We start from the raw sequence: 13522 nt of genomic DNA on the forward strand, positions 1-13522 counted from the left end.
GCCGGGCCCTCCGAGCGGCGGCGGCCGGTCGTGGGACCGTCTCACCAGCGGTGTGCGACGTCGACCACCACCCGCGTGCGGTCGCCCGGGCCGTCGAGCACGAAGACCCGGTACGGGAGCCTCGCACGGACGCCGAGGCCGATGGTGGTCTGGCCCTCGAAGCTGCCGGCCCACGCCACCTGGCGGAAGGTTCGGTAGCCGCTGACGTCGACGACCTCATTGCGGTTCTTCGGGAGGTAGGTGGCCTTGCCGTCCTTGTAGGCCGGTGCGTGCACGATCACCCGCAGATCGGCCGCGCCCCGCAGGGGCACCTCCTTGCCCGAGCCGTCCTCGTGGACGGCGGCGACGTACTGCACGTTGTAGCCCGCGGCGCGCTTCCCGCGCAGGTCGACGACCAGGCGGTCGAAGCACGCGTGCCGGCCGGCGCGCACGTTGGTGATCACATCACCGGTGTACGTCTTCGAGTACTTCGGGCCGGAGCCCCACGTGATGCCGCAGTACGGGGCTGCGGCGTTCGCGCTGCCGGGGACGATCAGCCCCAGCCCCATGGCCAGCACCAGTGCGGCCAGCCATGAGATCACCTTCTTCATGATGCACCTTCTCGAGGACCCCTCGGGCCCCGGTGGGCCCGAGCGGGTGCCTCCATGATCCGCCTTTTCGAATGCTAAGTCTCCGGTGGAAGCTGAAGTGGATCAGCAATCGTTATGGAGCGACGTGTCAGGAGTCGGGACGGGTCTCCCAGAAGGCCACGGCCGAGGCGGCGGCGACGTTGAGGGAGTCCACGCCGTGGGACATCGGGATCCGGACGGTGAGGTCGGCGTGGTGAACGGTGGCGGCGCTCAGCCCGTCCCCCTCCGTGCCGAGCACGAGGGCGAGCTTCTCGTCCCGTCGGGCGGACAGCTCCTGGAGGGTGATCGAGTCCTCGCCCAGGGCGAGCGCGGCCGTGGTGAAGCCCGCGTCCTTGATCCGCTGCAGGTCGGCGGTCCAGTGCTGCAGGCGGGTCCACGGCACCTGGAAGACGGTGCCCATGGAGACCCGGATGGCCCGCCGGTACAGGGGGTCCGCGCAGCGCGGGGTGACGAGCACGGCGTCGACGTCGAGGGCTGCAGCCGAGCGGAAGATCGCCCCCACGTTGGTGTGGTCCACGATGTCCTCGAGGACCGCGATCCGGTGCGACGACGCCAGGAGCCGCTCCAGCGCCACCGGCTCCGGGCGCTGCATGGCCGCGATCGCCCCGCGGTGCAGGTGGAAGCCGGTGATCCGTTCGAGCACCTCGTCCGGGCCCACGTACAGGGGCACGTCCGGGTGCTCCGCCAGCACGTCCGCGAGGTCCTCCACCCACTTCTCGGCCATGAAGAAGGACCGGGGCGCGTGCCCGGCCGCGAGCGCCCGGCGGAGCACCTTGGAGGACTCGGCGATGTACAGGCCGCGCTCGGGCTCGAGCCGACGCCGGAGCTTGACGTCGGTCAGGCGGGCGTAGTCGGCCACGCGGGGGTCGTCGGCGCTGTCGAGGCGGATCGGGCGGGGAAGGTCGGTCACGGGGTCTCTTCGGGGTCTCTTCGGGGTCTCGGCGGGTGTCGCGGCCGCTGGGGGGGCCGCCCCGATCGTAGCCGCCGGGGCGGCCCCGGCCTTCTGGGACGTCCCGACCGGCGGCACGGTTCACACCAGCTGGGCGACCAGGCTGACCAGGGCGAGGACGCCGAGCACCACGATGACGGCGCGCAGCACGGGCGCCGGGAGCCGGCGCCCGATCTTGGCCCCCGCCCAGGAGCCGATGCTCGAGCTGACGGCGATCAGCAGCACCACCCACCAGTCGATGCGGTCGGCCGCGAACAGGATGTAGGAGACCGCGGCCACGATGTTGACCACGGCCACGAGCACGACCTTCACGGCGTTCGCGGACTGGAGGGAGGCGAGCAGGAACACGCCGAGGATCCCGAGCAGGAGCACGCCCTGGGCGGCGACGAAGTAGCCGCCGTAGATGCCGGCCAGCAGGACGAGGACGTACAGGGCCAGCGGCTGGGACGCACGGTCGGGGTCCAGGGGTGCGGGGCTCTCCCCTCGGGCTCGCGCCTCGGCCTCCGCGGCGTCGGACTGGAGCGCCTTGCGGCGCCGGACCGCGGCCTGCAGCCGCGGCTGGAAGACGACGAAGCCGAGGGCGACGACGACCAGCACCGGGGCGGCGTAGCCGAACACGTCCTCGGGCAGGTGCAGCAGCAGCGCCGCGCCGGTCACGCCGCCCAGCACGGAGAGCGGGACGAGCTTGAGCAGCGTCCGCTCGACCCCCTTGAGCTCCGCGCGGTAGTGCCACGCCCCGGTCAGGTTGCCGGCGATCAGGCCCATGGCGTTGGACATGGTCGCGGTGACCGGCGGCACGCCCATGGCCACGAGCACGGGAAAGGTCACGAGGGTGCCGGAGCCGACGATCGTGTTGATCAGCCCGGCCCAGACCCCGGCGAGCAGGATGAGACCCACCTGCCAGGCCTCGAACGGCTGGGTGGCGGCGAGCTCGGCGAGGGCGTCGAGAGCGTTCTGCACGGGCACGGACGCCGGGTCAGGACCGGGCGAACGCCGCGTAGCGGTTGCCGACCTGCACGAGCTTCAGCGGCAGGCCGAAGGTCTCGGAGAGGTTCTTCTGCGTCATGACCTGCTGGACGGGCCCGGAGGCCACGACCCGTCCCTCGCGCAGCAGCAGCGCGTGGGTGAAGGCGTCGGGCACCTCCTCCAGGTGGTGGGTGACCATGACCACGGCCGGGGCGGTCTCGTCCCGGGCCAGCTCGTCCAGCCGCGCCACCAGGTCCTCCCGGCCGCCCACGTCGAGGCCGGCCGCCGGCTCGTCCAGCAGCAGCAGCTCGGGATCGGTCATCAGGGCCCGGGCCACGAGCACGCGCTTGCGCTCCCCCTCGGACAGGGAGCCGAAGCGGCGCTCGGCCAGGTGGCCGATGCCCCACGCGTCCAGGAGCTCCCGCGCCTGGGCCTCGTCGGCGTCCTCGTAGTTCTCGATCCAGCGCCCGGTCACCCCGTAGGCAGCCGTCACCACGCAGTTGCGCACGGTCTCCGCCTCCGGGATCTGGGCGGCGAGCACCGTGGAGCTCAGACCGATCCGGGGGCGCAGCTCGAAGACGTCCACCGCGCCGAGGATCTCGTCGAGGATGTCCACCATCCCGCGGGTGGGGTGCAGCCGGGCCGCGGCGATGGACAGCAGCGTGGTCTTGCCCGCGCCGTTGGGGCCCAGCACGACCCACCGCTCGCCCTCGTTGACGACCCAGTCCACGGACTCCAGCAGGGTCTTCTGCCCGCGGACCACGCTGACGTCCACCATCTCCACCACAGCACTCATACGGGCCACTGTAGGGCACCGGCGGCGGCGGTCCGGGCGGCGGCGCCCCGTCCCGGGCGGCGGCGTCCGGGTGCCCGGATACACTGGCCGCATGACCACCGACCTCGCCGTGATCGCGTTCGCTCAGAATCCGGACCCCGAGGCCCGTGAGCGCATCCTCGACCTGGTGCAGGACGCCGGCGCCGAGGTCGAGCGCTTCTCCAGCGTGCGGGTCACCGGACCCGGCTCGGCCGGTCCCGACACGGAGGTCCCCGGCTACAACGCCTTCACCGCGTTCGTGCAGGGCTCCGACGCGACCGCCCTGCTCGCCGCCCTGCGCCCCGATCCGCTGACCCGGATGCTGCCCGGCGTGGACGTCAACGTGGTGCCGACCCGCCTGTTCGACCCGGAGCGCAAGAAGCTGCTCATCATGGACGTGGACTCCACGCTCATCCAGCAGGAGGTCGTCGAGATGCTCGCCGCCCACGCGGGGCGCGAGGCCGAGGTCGCCGCCGTGACCGAGGCCGCCATGCGCGGGGAGCTGGACTTCGCCCAGTCCCTGCACGCGCGGGTCGAGACCCTGGCGGGGCTGCCCGCGTCCGTCGTCGACGAGGTCCGGGCCGCGGTGCGGCTCTCCCCCGGCGCCGAGGTGCTCGTCCGGGCCTTCCTGCGGGAAGGCCACGCCGTGGCGGCGGTCTCCGGCGGCTTCCTGGGCGTCCTCACCCCGCTGGCCGAGCAGCTGGGGCTCGCCCGGCACGCCGCCAACGCCCTCGAGGTCGTCGACGGCAGGCTCACCGGCAGGGTGCTCGGCGAGGTCGTGGACCGCGCCGTGAAGGAGCGGTGCCTGCGGACCTGGGCCGAGGAGCTGGGCGTCGCCCTCGAGGACGTCATCGCCGTGGGCGACGGCGCCAACGACATCGACATGGTCACGGCCGCCGGGCTCGGCGTGGCCTACAACGCCAAGCCCGCCCTGCGCGCGGCCGCCGACGCCCAGGTCAACCTGCCGAACCTGGACGCGGTGCGCTTCTTCGCCGATCTCTGACCCGCCGGCTCCCGCTGTGACCGCGGCGGGGGCGGGCGCCCACCGCACCCGGGGGGGGTCGTAGAGTGGGAGCACCACGCGCAGCACCCCGGCACGGGAGCGCGCCCGGCCACGAGGAGAGACAGTGACGGCATCCGGTGCGCCCCGGCAGCGCCCCGGCTTCCTGGTCCGGATGATGCTGCTGCACCTGGCGGTGGTCGCGGCCGTCGTCCTGCTCTGCGGCGGGGTCTACGGCTGGCTGACCTACGAGCGGCTGGGCCGCGACGCCGAGCGCCAGGCGCTGTCCATCGCCCGGTCGGTGGCCGCCGACGTGGACGTCCGCGCCGGCGTGGCGGAGCTGGTCGACGCCGGCCCCGCGGACCTCGACGCCGACGTGCTCTCCCGGGGCGGCCTGCAGAGGGCCGCCGAAGGGGTCCGCCGCCGCACGGACGCCCTGTTCGTGGTGATCACCGACGACACGGGGCTGCGCCTCTCGCACCCCAATCCCGAGCAGCTGGGCCGGCCCGTCAGCACGGACCCGACCGAGGCGCTGGCCGGGCGGGAGGTCACGAGCCAGGAGCGCGGCACGCTCGGGCACTCCGCCCGCGCGAAGGTGCCGGTGCACGCCCCGGGCTCGGACGAGACGGTGGTGGGCGCGGTGAGCGTGGGGATCTCCAGCGCGGACGTGCTCGCCGCGCTGGAGGAGGACATCACCCCCGTGGCGGCCACCGCCGTGGCCGCCCTGGGCCTGGGGGCGGCGGCCTCGGCGGCGATCGCCCGCCGGCTCAAGCGGCTCACCCTCGGGCTGGAGCCCGAGGAGATCGTGGCCCTCGCCCAGGACCAGGAGGCGGTGCTGCGCGGGGTCGACGAAGGTGTCATCGGCGTCTCCCCGGGGCACCGCATCACCGTGGTCAACGCCGAGGCCGGACGGCTGCTCGGCCTGCCGGAGCCCTCCCGCCTCGTGGGACGCCCCCTGGCCGAGGCGGGCCTGCCGGCCTCCTTCCCCGCCCTGCTGGCCGCGGCGACCCCCGCGTCCCCGGCCGTGGAGCAGGTCGTCGGCCGGCACGTGCTCATCCTCTCGGCCCGCGCCGTCCGGCCCGCCCGCCCCGGACTGCCCCCGCTGGGCTGGGTGGTGCTGGTCCGGGACCGCACCGAGCTGCAGTCCCTCACCCGCCAGCTCGACGCGGTCGGCGCGCTCAGCACCGCCCTGCGCGCCCAGCGCCACGAGTTCGCCAACCGGCTGCACACCATCTCGGGGCTCCTCGCGATCGGCGACGCCGAGGAGGCGCGCCGGTACGTCTCCGAGGTGACCGAGACGGGGCCCCTGAGCTACCCGGCGGAACGGGCCGAGCTGCTGCGGGACCCCTACCTGCAGGCGTTCCTCGGGGCCAAGAGCGTCGAGGCGGCCGAGCGCGGTGTGAGCCTGCGCATCGGCGAGGAGACGCTGGTCCGCGGCCGCGTCGTCGACCCGCAGGACGTCACCACCGTGATCGGCAGCCTCGTGGACAACGCGGTCCGCGCCGCCGTCCAGGGCGCGGCGGAGGTCCGCTGGGTCGAGGTCGAGCTGCTCGACGACTGGGCCGGGGACGAGGGCACCCTGCACCTCGTCGTGGCGGACTCCGGCGACGGGCTGCCCGTGGCCGACCCCGAGCCGATCTTCGCCCAGGGCTGGTCCACCGCCGGTCCCGCCGCGGCCACCGGGTCCGGCGGGGGTGCGCCGTTCGACCCGCTGCCCGACGTCCACGGCCAGGGCTTCGGCCTGTCCCTGAGCCGTGAACTGGCCCGCCGGCGCGGCGGGGAGGTGTGGGTGGCCGACCCGGGGCGCCCCGGCGGGCCGGGGGCCGTCTTCTGCGCGCGCCTGCCCGGTACCGTGGTCCGGGACCCCGGGCCCGGGGCCGACGTCGGCGGCGCACGGTCCGCCGGCCGTTCAGGAGGTGCGGGATGAGCGACGACCTGGTGGTCCTCGTGGTCGACGACGACTTCCACGTGGGCCGGCTGCACTCCGGCTTCGTGAACGCCGTGCCGGGGTTCACCGCGCTGACGCCCGTGGGCACCGCCGAGCAGGCGATGCGCACCGTCCACGCCCACCAGCCCGATCTCGTGCTGCTGGACGTCTACCTGCCCGACGCACTGGGCCTGGACCTGCTGCGGGCCCTCGACGTCGACGTCATCATGCTCACCGCGGCGGCCGACCCGGCCTCCGTGCGGACCGCCGTCCGGCGCGGCGCCCTCGCCTACCTCATCAAGCCGTTCCCGAACGAGCGGCTGGCGCGCACCCTGCGGGCCTACGCCCGGTACCGGCGGCTGCTCACCGACCGGGACGTGCTGACCCAGGAGACCGTGGACCGCGCCCTGCACGCCCTGCACCCGGGTGAGGCCGCCTCCCCCGGCGAGCGCACCCGGTCCGCGACGGAGGCCTCGGTCCTGGCGGCGCTGGAGGCCGGGACGCCGCTCTCGGCGGCCGAGATCGCCCGCAAGGTCGGCGTCTCCCGCGCCACGGCCCAGCGCTACCTCTCCGCGCTGGCCGAGGACGGGTCGGTCGAGATCCAGCTCCGCTACGGGAGCACCGGCCGCCCGGAGCACCGGTACGGGCCCGCCGCCCCCTGATCCCCGGTTCATGCACAGGGGCGGTCCCTAGACTGCGCGCCATGGCCAGCAGGGTACGACCGGAACCACAGGACGACTGTCTCTCGTGGCCCGACGAGATCTGTGGCGACCCGGTCGCGGAGCGGGCGAGGCTGTTCGCGGTGAACCTGCGGGCGGCCGCGGGGTCCCGGACCCTGCGCGAGCTCGGGGCCCTCACCGGGGTCGACCACACGGCGCTGTCCCGGATCCTCGACGGGCACGTCTGGCCGGACGGGTACACGATCGCCCGCCTGGAGGTCCGGCTGGGCACCAGCCTGTGGCCCCCGCTCGAGGAGTGAACCGCGCTGCCCGCGGGACGGGGCCGGCATCCGCCCCGCCGGGGCCGGACCGGCCGACCCACCCCGCCCGGCCGGGTCGGCCGGTCAGGGGCGCGCGAGGTCCAGCCAGTAGATGTCCCGCTCCTCGTCGTGGCGCAGGAGCCGCTCCAGCGGCCCGTCGCAGGCGTCGAGGGCCCGGCCGACGAGCTCGCGCACGTCCCGCGCGGCCACGGTGACGGTGCCGCCGAGATCGTCGTCGGCCGTCTCGCGGACCACCACCACCCGGCCCGGGTCTCCCCAGACGTACTCGCCGTCGGCGTCGCGCAGGGCGTCGACGAAGAACTCCTGGTCGCCGTCACGGGTGAGCACGTCCAGGCGCGCCGCGTCGGGGTGCCGGCGGGTCAGTTCGGCGGCCACCAGGCGCAGCAGCTTCCGGGCGTAGCTCAGCCGGGCGCGGTCGAGCGCCTCCTCGGCGGCCTGCAGCACGTGGTCGGGGGTCCGGACGGTGGTGGTCATCGACGCACAGCATATGCGGAAGCATCTACCAGCGCGGGGCAGGCGTCCCGTGTCGTCGTCTCCCCGCCCCTCCCCCGTGCCCGTGCGGCGCGGCGCACCGCTGCACGGTGCCACCGCGGCACCACGGCACCTCGGCACCGACCAGGACCGTGGGCCCGGGGACCGCGGCGGCATCCGGGAGAATGACGCCATGATCGACGCCCACCTGCACGTGGTCGACCCGCGGTTCCCGCTCGTGCCGAACCAGGGCTACCTGCCGCCGCGCTTCACGGTCGAGGACTACCGACGGCGCGTCCGGCACCTGGGCGTGACCGGCGGGGCGGTGGTGAGCGGCTCCTTCCAGGGCCACGACCAGAGCTGCCTGCGCGCCGCGCTGGCGGAGCTCGGTCCGGGCTTCGCGGGTGTGACCCAGCTGCCGCCCGATGTCCCCGACGCCCGGGTGCACGAGCTGCACGAGGCCGGGGTGCGGGCGGTGCGCTTCACCCTCCACCGCGGTGCGGACGCGGGCCCCGCCGGGATCGAGCGCCTCGCCCGCCGGGTGCACGACCTCGCGGGCTGGCACGCCGAGTTCTATCCGGACGCCGCCGCGCTGGAGGACCTCGCTCCCGTGCTGCGGAGGCTGCCGCGGGTCGGCGTCGACCACCTCGGGATGAGCGCGGCCGGGCTGCCCCGGCTGATGGACCTGGTCGAGCACGGCGTGAAGGTCAAGGCCACGGGGTTCGGCCGAGTGGACCTCGACGTGCCGGACACCCTGCGCCGGATCCACGCCGTGGACCCGACCGCACTGCTGTTCGGCACCGACCTGCCGAGCACCAGGGCGCGTCGCCCGTTCCGGGACGCGGACGTCGCGCTGGTCCTCGACACCCTGGGGGCCGGCGCCGCCGCGGCCGTGCTGCACGACAACGCGGCGGCCTGGTACGGCCTGCCGCGCCCGGCGGCCGCGGGCTGAGCGTCCCGCCGTGGGCGGCTACTCCGGCCACACCGGCCGGTCCGGGCCCTGCACGGCGTAGCGCAGCTCCACGGCACCGCCCTCGAAGTGGGTGGTGCGCTGGAGCCGCAGGTCGCGCGCCGCCGCGGTCGGGAGCACGGGGTGGCCCCCGCCCAGGACGATCGGCATGCAGGTCAGCCACAGCTCGTCGAGCAGACCGGCGTCCGCGAACTGTGCCGCGAGCCGCCCGCCGCCCACGACCCACAGGTTCCGCCCGCCGGCCGACGCCACCAGGGCCTCGGCGTGCAGGGTGACCGGTCCGCTGACGAACCGCAGGTTCGCCCCCGCCATCCGGGGCAGCTCGCGGTGGGTGAACACCCACACGGGCAGCTCTCCGTAGGCCCAGTCCCCCTGGCCGAGGACGAACTCGTACGTGCCGGCACCCATTGCGAGGGCCCCGACGTCGGCCAGGAAGGCGTCGTAGTGCTCCTGGTAGGCCTCGAAGCCGTACTGCAGCAACCAGTCGAGATGGTTGTCCCGATCGGCGATGTACCCGTCGGCGCTGGCGGCCACGTAGTACTGGGTTCGGCTCATGCGCACCAGGTTACGCACCCCGCCGGCGGCTTCCCAGGACTGCTTCCCCCACGCCGGGGACGGCGTCATGATGGGGTCATCGACCGATCGACGCGGAGGTCCGGCCATGCCCGTGCTGCTCAACCCCTACTTCTCCTTCCGGGACTCGGCCGAGGAGGCGATGACGTTCTACCGCTCCGTGTTCGGCGGGGAGCTGTCGATCACCCGGTTCAGCGAGTACGGGGCCGGCGACGGCCCGGGCGAGCAGGACAAGGTCATGCACTCGATGCTCACCACCGGCGCCGGCCTGGTCCTGATGGCCTCCGACACCCCGGACAGCATGGACCTGACCGTCGGGGACAACGTGGCGGTCTCCGTCAGCGGCGACGACGAGACCGTGCTGCGCGGCTGGTGGGAGTCGCTGGGCGCGGGCGGGACCGTCACGATGCCGCTGGAGGAGGCGCCGTGGGGCGGCCTGTTCGGGATGTGCACCGACCGCTTCGGCATCCACTGGATGCTCAGCGTCGGCGACCCCGACACCTGAGCCGCCCCCGCGCCACCGCATCCGGTCCGACCCGATCCGATCCAGAGGAGCGCGCCATGAGGATCACCCACACCAGCGTCTTCGTCGACGACCAGCAGCAGGCCCTGCTGTTCTACACCGGCAAGCTGGGCTTCCTGGTCAAGCACGACGTCCACGCCGGCGGGGCCCGCCGGCTCACACTGGTCTCGCCCCAGGCGCCCGAGGGCGTGGAGCTGGTGCTCGAGCCCGCCGAGCACCCCGCCGTGGCACCGTTCCGGGCCGCGCTCGTGGCCGACGGCATTCCGTTCATGAGCTTCGGGGTCAAGGACGTGCGGGCGGAGCACGAACGGCTGCGCGAGCGCGGCGTGCACTTCGTCCAGGAGCCCACGGTCTCGGGCCCGGAGATCACCGCGGTGCTCGACGACACGTGCGGCAACCTCATCCGGATCGCGGGCCCGAGCACCGGGTGAGGACCGCCCGGCGGGCGGCCGAGAACGGCCGGAGGTCCGCCGGGTCAGTCCCGGGACCGGAGCCGCTCCGCGAGCGGCTCGTAGTGCCCGGACATGGCGGGGTGGTAGTCCCGCGCGAAGTCGACGGCGTCCGGGTCACCTCCGGTCTCGGCGGCCACGAGCCGGTCCAGGTAGTACTCCCAGCCGGGCCCCACGGACGCCACCTCGTCGGGGTCCGGGTACCGGTGGGTGAGCTGCAGGACGGTCGTCCCGCCGAAGTCCTCGACGTCGAGGTCCACGCGCCAGGCGTCGGCGGCCGTGCCGAGGGTGAGCGCCAGGTGCCGCGGCGGATCGCAGCGGCGGATCAGCAGGGGCTCGGGCTGGTCCCAGTCCTCGGCGGTCATCAGCAGCTCCACGCGCCCGGAGGCGGGGTCCCCGCTCCACGTCCCGTACCACCGGGCGACCCGGGCGGGGTCCGTCAGCGCCGACCACACCTCCTCGGCCGAGGTGCGGAGGGTCCGGGTGAGGACGAGGTGACCGCTGGGGTCGAGACGTCCGGTGGGCCGTGGGGTCATGGTGGCTCCTCGCTCGGCTCCGCGCCGCGCGGAGGTGCTCCTGGCCGGGGCGCGGACGGCCGCGAGCCGTGGAGTTCATCCATAGCACCCGCGGCGCCCGGGCGGCGTCACATTGCGGACGGTTTCGTGCCGCATCGGCGGTGCGGCGGCTGCACGGCGGTCCCGGCCGAGGGCACGCGGGCCCGCACACCGCTGAATCGGGCCTCCTCGAGCACCTCGAGGTCGACGAAACCGTGGGCGGCCACGGCTGCGTGCACCCGTTCCAGCAGAACGGCACGGCGCTCAGGGCGCGGGCCGGGGCCGTACGCGACCAGCAGAAGCCCGCCCGGCACGAGCGCCTCGCGCAGCACGGACAGCTCGGAACCCGCGGAGCCCGTCCAGAAGAGGTTGACGTCCACGCCGAAGGCGACGTCGAAGGACCCTGCAGGGACGTCGAGGTCGGCCAGCGGGACCCGACGCACGGTCAACACCCCGGCGTCCACGGCCGCACGGTTGCGCGCCGCGGCAGAGGCTGCGGCGGTGGCCGAGCGGTCGACGGCGAGCATCGACCCGCCGGGGAGCCGCCCGAGGACGAGCTGCGCCGCTGCGCCGCCGCCGCAACCGAACTCGAGCACCCGGGACCCGGGGCGAAGACCCAGCTGGTCGACGGCCCACCGGTTGCGCTCCGGCACCTGAGGCCGCGCCACGGTCACCGCGAGCTGACCGTGGCGAACTTGCGTAGGCACAGCGGCACGAACACCAGGAGCAACAGCAGGCTGCCCGCCACCACGGTCAGAACCGGGTGCTGCATGGGCCACACGTCCGGCACGGGGGCGGATCCGGTGTTGCCGAAGAGTTGGCGGGCGGCCTGCACGAGTGCGGAAACGGGGTTCCAGTTGGCGAAGGTCTCGAGCGGTCCTGGGAGATTCTGGGGCTGCACGAAGGCGTTGGAGATGAACGTCAGCGGGAACAGGATCATGAACGAGGCGTTGTTGACGGTCTCCGGGCTTCGAACGCTCATGCCCACGAGTGCCATGACCCAGCTGAACGCGTAGCTGAACAGCAGCAGCAGGGCGATCCCGGCGAGGAACGAACCGAACGGCGTCGTGAACCGCCAGCCGACCACGAACCCCGTGCCGATCATGATGACCATGGAGATGGCGTTGAGCACCAGGTCGCTGTTGGTGCGACCGATCAGGACCGCCGAGTGGCTCATGGGTAGGGTCCGGAAGCGGTCGACGATGCCTTCCTTGAGGTCCTGGGCCATCCCGGCCCCCGAGAACGTGGAGCCGAAGAGCACGGTCTGCCCGAAGATCCCGGCCATCAGGTACTGGGTGTAGTCGGTTCCCTCGACCCGGATCGACCCGGCGTAGACCTGGCTGAACAGCAGGACGAACATGACGGGCTGGAGCACGGCGAAGACGAGCACGTCCGGGGAGCGCCGCAGCTTGATGAGGTTGCGCTGGGTGACCGTCCAGCCGTCGGCGGCCCAGGTGCTGAGGGTGGCCCCGGGGCTGGTTGATCCGGGCAGGACGCGGATGCTCATCGCTGCTGCCCTCCGCCGGTCGCTCTCACAGGGTCGCCGGACGTCCTGCCGCCGGTGTCGGCGGCCTGTGCGGCGGTGTGGCCGGTGAGCGAGAGGAACACGTCGTCGAGGGTGGGGCGGCGCATCCCGGCGTCGTGCAGGTCCACGCCCTGGGTGTCGAGCTCCGCGAGGATGCGTTGGAGCGCCTGCGGGCCCTCCCGGACCGGGACCTGGAGCTCGCGCCCCTGCTCGTCGAGCGTGGGGGCGCCCTCCCCGTGGCGCGCGAGCACGTCGGTGGCCCGGCCGGCCTCAGCCGTGTCCTGCAGCACGACGACGACGCGGTGCCCGCCGAGGCGCGTCTTCAGCTCGTCGGGGGTGCCCGCTGCGATGACGCTGCCGTCGTCGATCACGGAGATCTCGTCGGCGAGCTGGTCGGCCTCCTCGAGATACTGGGTCGTGAGCAGGACCGTGGTGCCGTCCTGGACGAGGGATCGAATACCATCCCACAGACCGATGCGGCTGCGCGGGTCGAGGCCGGTGGTGGGTTCGTCCAGGAACAGGACGCGGGGCCGGATGACCAGCGCGCCGGCGAGATCCAGGCGACGCCGCATCCCGCCCGAGTACCCCTTCACGGGGCGGTCCCCGGCCTCTTCGAGGTCGAACATCTCCAGCAGCTCCGCTGCCCGCCGTCGGGCGGTCGCCCCGCCCAGGTGGTACAGCCTGCCGACCATCCGGAGGTTCTCGGTGCCGGTGAGGTTCTCGTCCACCGCGGCGTACTGGCCGGAGGCGCCGATCATCCGTCGGATCCGGGCGGGGTCGGCGACCACGTCGACCCCGTCGATCCGCGCGGTCCCGGCGTCCGGGGTGATGAGAGTGGTGAGCACCTTGACCACGGTGGTCTTGCCCGCTCCGTTCGGGCCGAGCAGGCCCTTGACGATGCCCTCCGGCACGGACAGGTCGAGGCCGGACAGGGCGTGGACCGTGCGAGAGCGGGACCGGTAGGTCTTGGTCAGCCCCTCGACCTCGATGAGTGGACCGGTCATGGTGGGGCTCCGTCCCGGGGCGCGTCCGCCCCTGTTGCCGGTCGGCCCCCCTTCCGTGGTCGGGACCGGCCGCCCGATCGGCGACGTGAGGAGCATCTCACCCACCCCGGACAGCGCACCAGTCTTCGCTCGGAGAACGCCGGTGTGCCGCCCGGAGACGTTTCGGGC

At 73.8% G+C, this 13522-nt stretch carries 17 protein-coding genes; 7 read left to right on the forward strand and 10 right to left on the reverse strand.

The genetic code is table 11. The features are described 5' to 3' along the window. Positions 1–41: 41 nt before the first annotated feature. The 4 genes from ACFU0Y_RS12300 to ACFU0Y_RS12315 all read right to left on the reverse strand — a co-directional run bounded on the left by ACFU0Y_RS12300 (position 42) and on the right by ACFU0Y_RS12315 (position 3340). Complete coding sequence (locus tag ACFU0Y_RS12300) at positions 42–590, reverse strand: hypothetical protein (RefSeq protein WP_380214808.1); 549 nt, start codon at positions 588–590, stop codon at positions 42–44. A gap of 127 nt (positions 591–717) precedes the next feature. Continuing rightward, positions 718–1539, reverse strand: a complete 822-nt coding sequence (locus ACFU0Y_RS12305; protein WP_380214809.1) for a TrmH family RNA methyltransferase — start codon at positions 1537–1539, stop codon at positions 718–720. A 120-nt stretch (positions 1540–1659) separates the two neighbouring features. Continuing rightward, complete coding sequence (locus tag ACFU0Y_RS12310; protein WP_380214824.1) at positions 1660–2538, reverse strand: sulfite exporter TauE/SafE family protein; 879 nt, start codon at positions 2536–2538, stop codon at positions 1660–1662. Between the two features lie 16 nt (positions 2539–2554). Further along, complete coding sequence (locus tag ACFU0Y_RS12315) at positions 2555–3340, reverse strand: ABC transporter ATP-binding protein (protein ID WP_380214810.1); 786 nt, start codon at positions 3338–3340, stop codon at positions 2555–2557. Positions 3341–3431: 91 nt separating this feature from the next. On the opposite strand from ACFU0Y_RS12315, the gene serB reads away from it, so the two are divergent. From serB to ACFU0Y_RS12335, 4 genes are all read left to right on the forward strand, one after another. Next, positions 3432–4361, forward strand: coding sequence for a phosphoserine phosphatase SerB (gene serB, locus ACFU0Y_RS12320; RefSeq protein WP_380214811.1), 930 nt, complete (start codon positions 3432–3434; stop codon positions 4359–4361). Between the two features lie 124 nt (positions 4362–4485). Next, entirely contained in the window at positions 4486–6285 is a 1800-nt protein-coding gene (locus ACFU0Y_RS12325; RefSeq protein ID WP_380214812.1) for an ATP-binding protein, read from the forward strand. Beyond that, complete coding sequence (locus ACFU0Y_RS12330; protein WP_380214813.1) at positions 6282–6947, forward strand: response regulator; 666 nt, start codon at positions 6282–6284, stop codon at positions 6945–6947. The genes ACFU0Y_RS12325 and ACFU0Y_RS12330 overlap by 4 nt, the downstream gene beginning before the upstream one ends. A gap of 41 nt (positions 6948–6988) precedes the next feature. Then, a complete protein-coding gene (locus tag ACFU0Y_RS12335; protein ID WP_380214814.1) occupies positions 6989–7264 on the forward strand; it encodes a multiprotein-bridging factor 1 family protein in 276 nt (91 codons plus the stop codon). Between the two features lie 84 nt (positions 7265–7348). Here ACFU0Y_RS12335 and ACFU0Y_RS12340 read toward each other — a convergent pair whose 3' ends face one another. After that, positions 7349–7759 carry a hypothetical protein gene (locus ACFU0Y_RS12340; protein ID WP_380214815.1) on the reverse strand — a complete coding sequence of 137 codons (411 nt, stop codon included), beginning with the start codon at positions 7757–7759 and terminating at the stop codon, positions 7349–7351. 190 nt (positions 7760–7949) lie between these two features. Between ACFU0Y_RS12340 and ACFU0Y_RS12345 the strand changes: the two genes are divergently transcribed. Continuing rightward, positions 7950–8708, forward strand: a complete 759-nt coding sequence (locus tag ACFU0Y_RS12345) for an amidohydrolase family protein (RefSeq protein WP_380214816.1) — start codon at positions 7950–7952, stop codon at positions 8706–8708. Positions 8709–8726: 18 nt separating this feature from the next. Here ACFU0Y_RS12345 and ACFU0Y_RS12350 read toward each other — a convergent pair whose 3' ends face one another. After that, the gene (locus tag ACFU0Y_RS12350) at positions 8727–9281 is read right to left on the reverse strand and encodes a dihydrofolate reductase family protein (RefSeq protein ID WP_380214817.1); all 555 of its coding nucleotides are present in this window, start codon (positions 9279–9281) and stop codon (positions 8727–8729) included. 106 nt (positions 9282–9387) lie between these two features. On the opposite strand from ACFU0Y_RS12350, the gene ACFU0Y_RS12355 reads away from it, so the two are divergent. After that, on the forward strand, positions 9388–9804 hold the full coding sequence (locus ACFU0Y_RS12355; protein WP_380214818.1) for a VOC family protein: 417 nt from the start codon (positions 9388–9390) through the stop codon (positions 9802–9804). A gap of 56 nt (positions 9805–9860) precedes the next feature. Then, positions 9861–10253: a VOC family protein gene (locus tag ACFU0Y_RS12360; RefSeq protein WP_380214819.1), complete on the forward strand. Its 393-nt coding sequence runs from the start codon at positions 9861–9863 to the stop codon at positions 10251–10253. Between the two features lie 44 nt (positions 10254–10297). Here ACFU0Y_RS12360 and ACFU0Y_RS12365 read toward each other — a convergent pair whose 3' ends face one another. The 4 genes from ACFU0Y_RS12365 to ACFU0Y_RS12380 form a co-directional block, all read right to left on the reverse strand. Continuing rightward, positions 10298–10807, reverse strand: a complete 510-nt coding sequence (locus ACFU0Y_RS12365) for an SRPBCC family protein (RefSeq protein ID WP_380214820.1) — start codon at positions 10805–10807, stop codon at positions 10298–10300. 107 nt (positions 10808–10914) lie between these two features. Then, on the reverse strand, positions 10915–11532 hold the full coding sequence (locus tag ACFU0Y_RS12370) for an SAM-dependent methyltransferase (RefSeq protein ID WP_380214821.1): 618 nt from the start codon (positions 11530–11532) through the stop codon (positions 10915–10917). Continuing rightward, on the reverse strand, positions 11496–12332 hold the full coding sequence (locus tag ACFU0Y_RS12375) for an ABC transporter permease (RefSeq protein ID WP_380214822.1): 837 nt from the start codon (positions 12330–12332) through the stop codon (positions 11496–11498). Before ACFU0Y_RS12375 ends, ACFU0Y_RS12370 begins: the two co-directional genes overlap by 37 nt. Further along, the gene (locus tag ACFU0Y_RS12380) at positions 12329–13354 is read right to left on the reverse strand and encodes an ATP-binding cassette domain-containing protein (RefSeq protein ID WP_380214823.1); all 1026 of its coding nucleotides are present in this window, start codon (positions 13352–13354) and stop codon (positions 12329–12331) included. Before ACFU0Y_RS12380 ends, ACFU0Y_RS12375 begins: the two co-directional genes overlap by 4 nt. Positions 13355–13522 lie beyond the last annotated feature (168 nt).

The sequence above is a fragment of the Kocuria sp. NPDC057446 genome (genome assembly GCF_042802875.1).
GTDB lineage: Bacteria > Actinomycetota > Actinomycetes > Actinomycetales > Micrococcaceae > Kocuria.

Coding starts and splice junctions, on each gene's coding strand:
- ACFU0Y_RS12300 (WP_380214808.1), bottom strand. CDS start 590: ATGAAGAAGGTGATCTCATGGCTGGCCGCACTGGTGCTGGCCATGGGG.
- ACFU0Y_RS12315 (WP_380214810.1), bottom strand. CDS start 3,340: ATGAGTGCTGTGGTGGAGATGGTGGACGTCAGCGTGGTCCGCGGGCAG.
- serB (WP_380214811.1), top strand. CDS start 3,432: ATGACCACCGACCTCGCCGTGATCGCGTTCGCTCAGAATCCGGACCCC.
- ACFU0Y_RS12330 (WP_380214813.1), top strand. CDS start 6,282: ATGAGCGACGACCTGGTGGTCCTCGTGGTCGACGACGACTTCCACGTG.
- ACFU0Y_RS12335 (WP_380214814.1), top strand. CDS start 6,989: ATGGCCAGCAGGGTACGACCGGAACCACAGGACGACTGTCTCTCGTGG.
- ACFU0Y_RS12340 (WP_380214815.1), bottom strand. CDS start 7,759: ATGACCACCACCGTCCGGACCCCCGACCACGTGCTGCAGGCCGCCGAG.
- ACFU0Y_RS12345 (WP_380214816.1), top strand. CDS start 7,950: ATGATCGACGCCCACCTGCACGTGGTCGACCCGCGGTTCCCGCTCGTG.
- ACFU0Y_RS12350 (WP_380214817.1), bottom strand. CDS start 9,281: ATGAGCCGAACCCAGTACTACGTGGCCGCCAGCGCCGACGGGTACATC.
- ACFU0Y_RS12355 (WP_380214818.1), top strand. CDS start 9,388: ATGCCCGTGCTGCTCAACCCCTACTTCTCCTTCCGGGACTCGGCCGAG.
- ACFU0Y_RS12360 (WP_380214819.1), top strand. CDS start 9,861: ATGAGGATCACCCACACCAGCGTCTTCGTCGACGACCAGCAGCAGGCC.
- ACFU0Y_RS12365 (WP_380214820.1), bottom strand. CDS start 10,807: ATGACCCCACGGCCCACCGGACGTCTCGACCCCAGCGGTCACCTCGTC.
- ACFU0Y_RS12375 (WP_380214822.1), bottom strand. CDS start 12,332: ATGAGCATCCGCGTCCTGCCCGGATCAACCAGCCCCGGGGCCACCCTC.
- ACFU0Y_RS12380 (WP_380214823.1), bottom strand. CDS start 13,354: ATGACCGGTCCACTCATCGAGGTCGAGGGGCTGACCAAGACCTACCGG.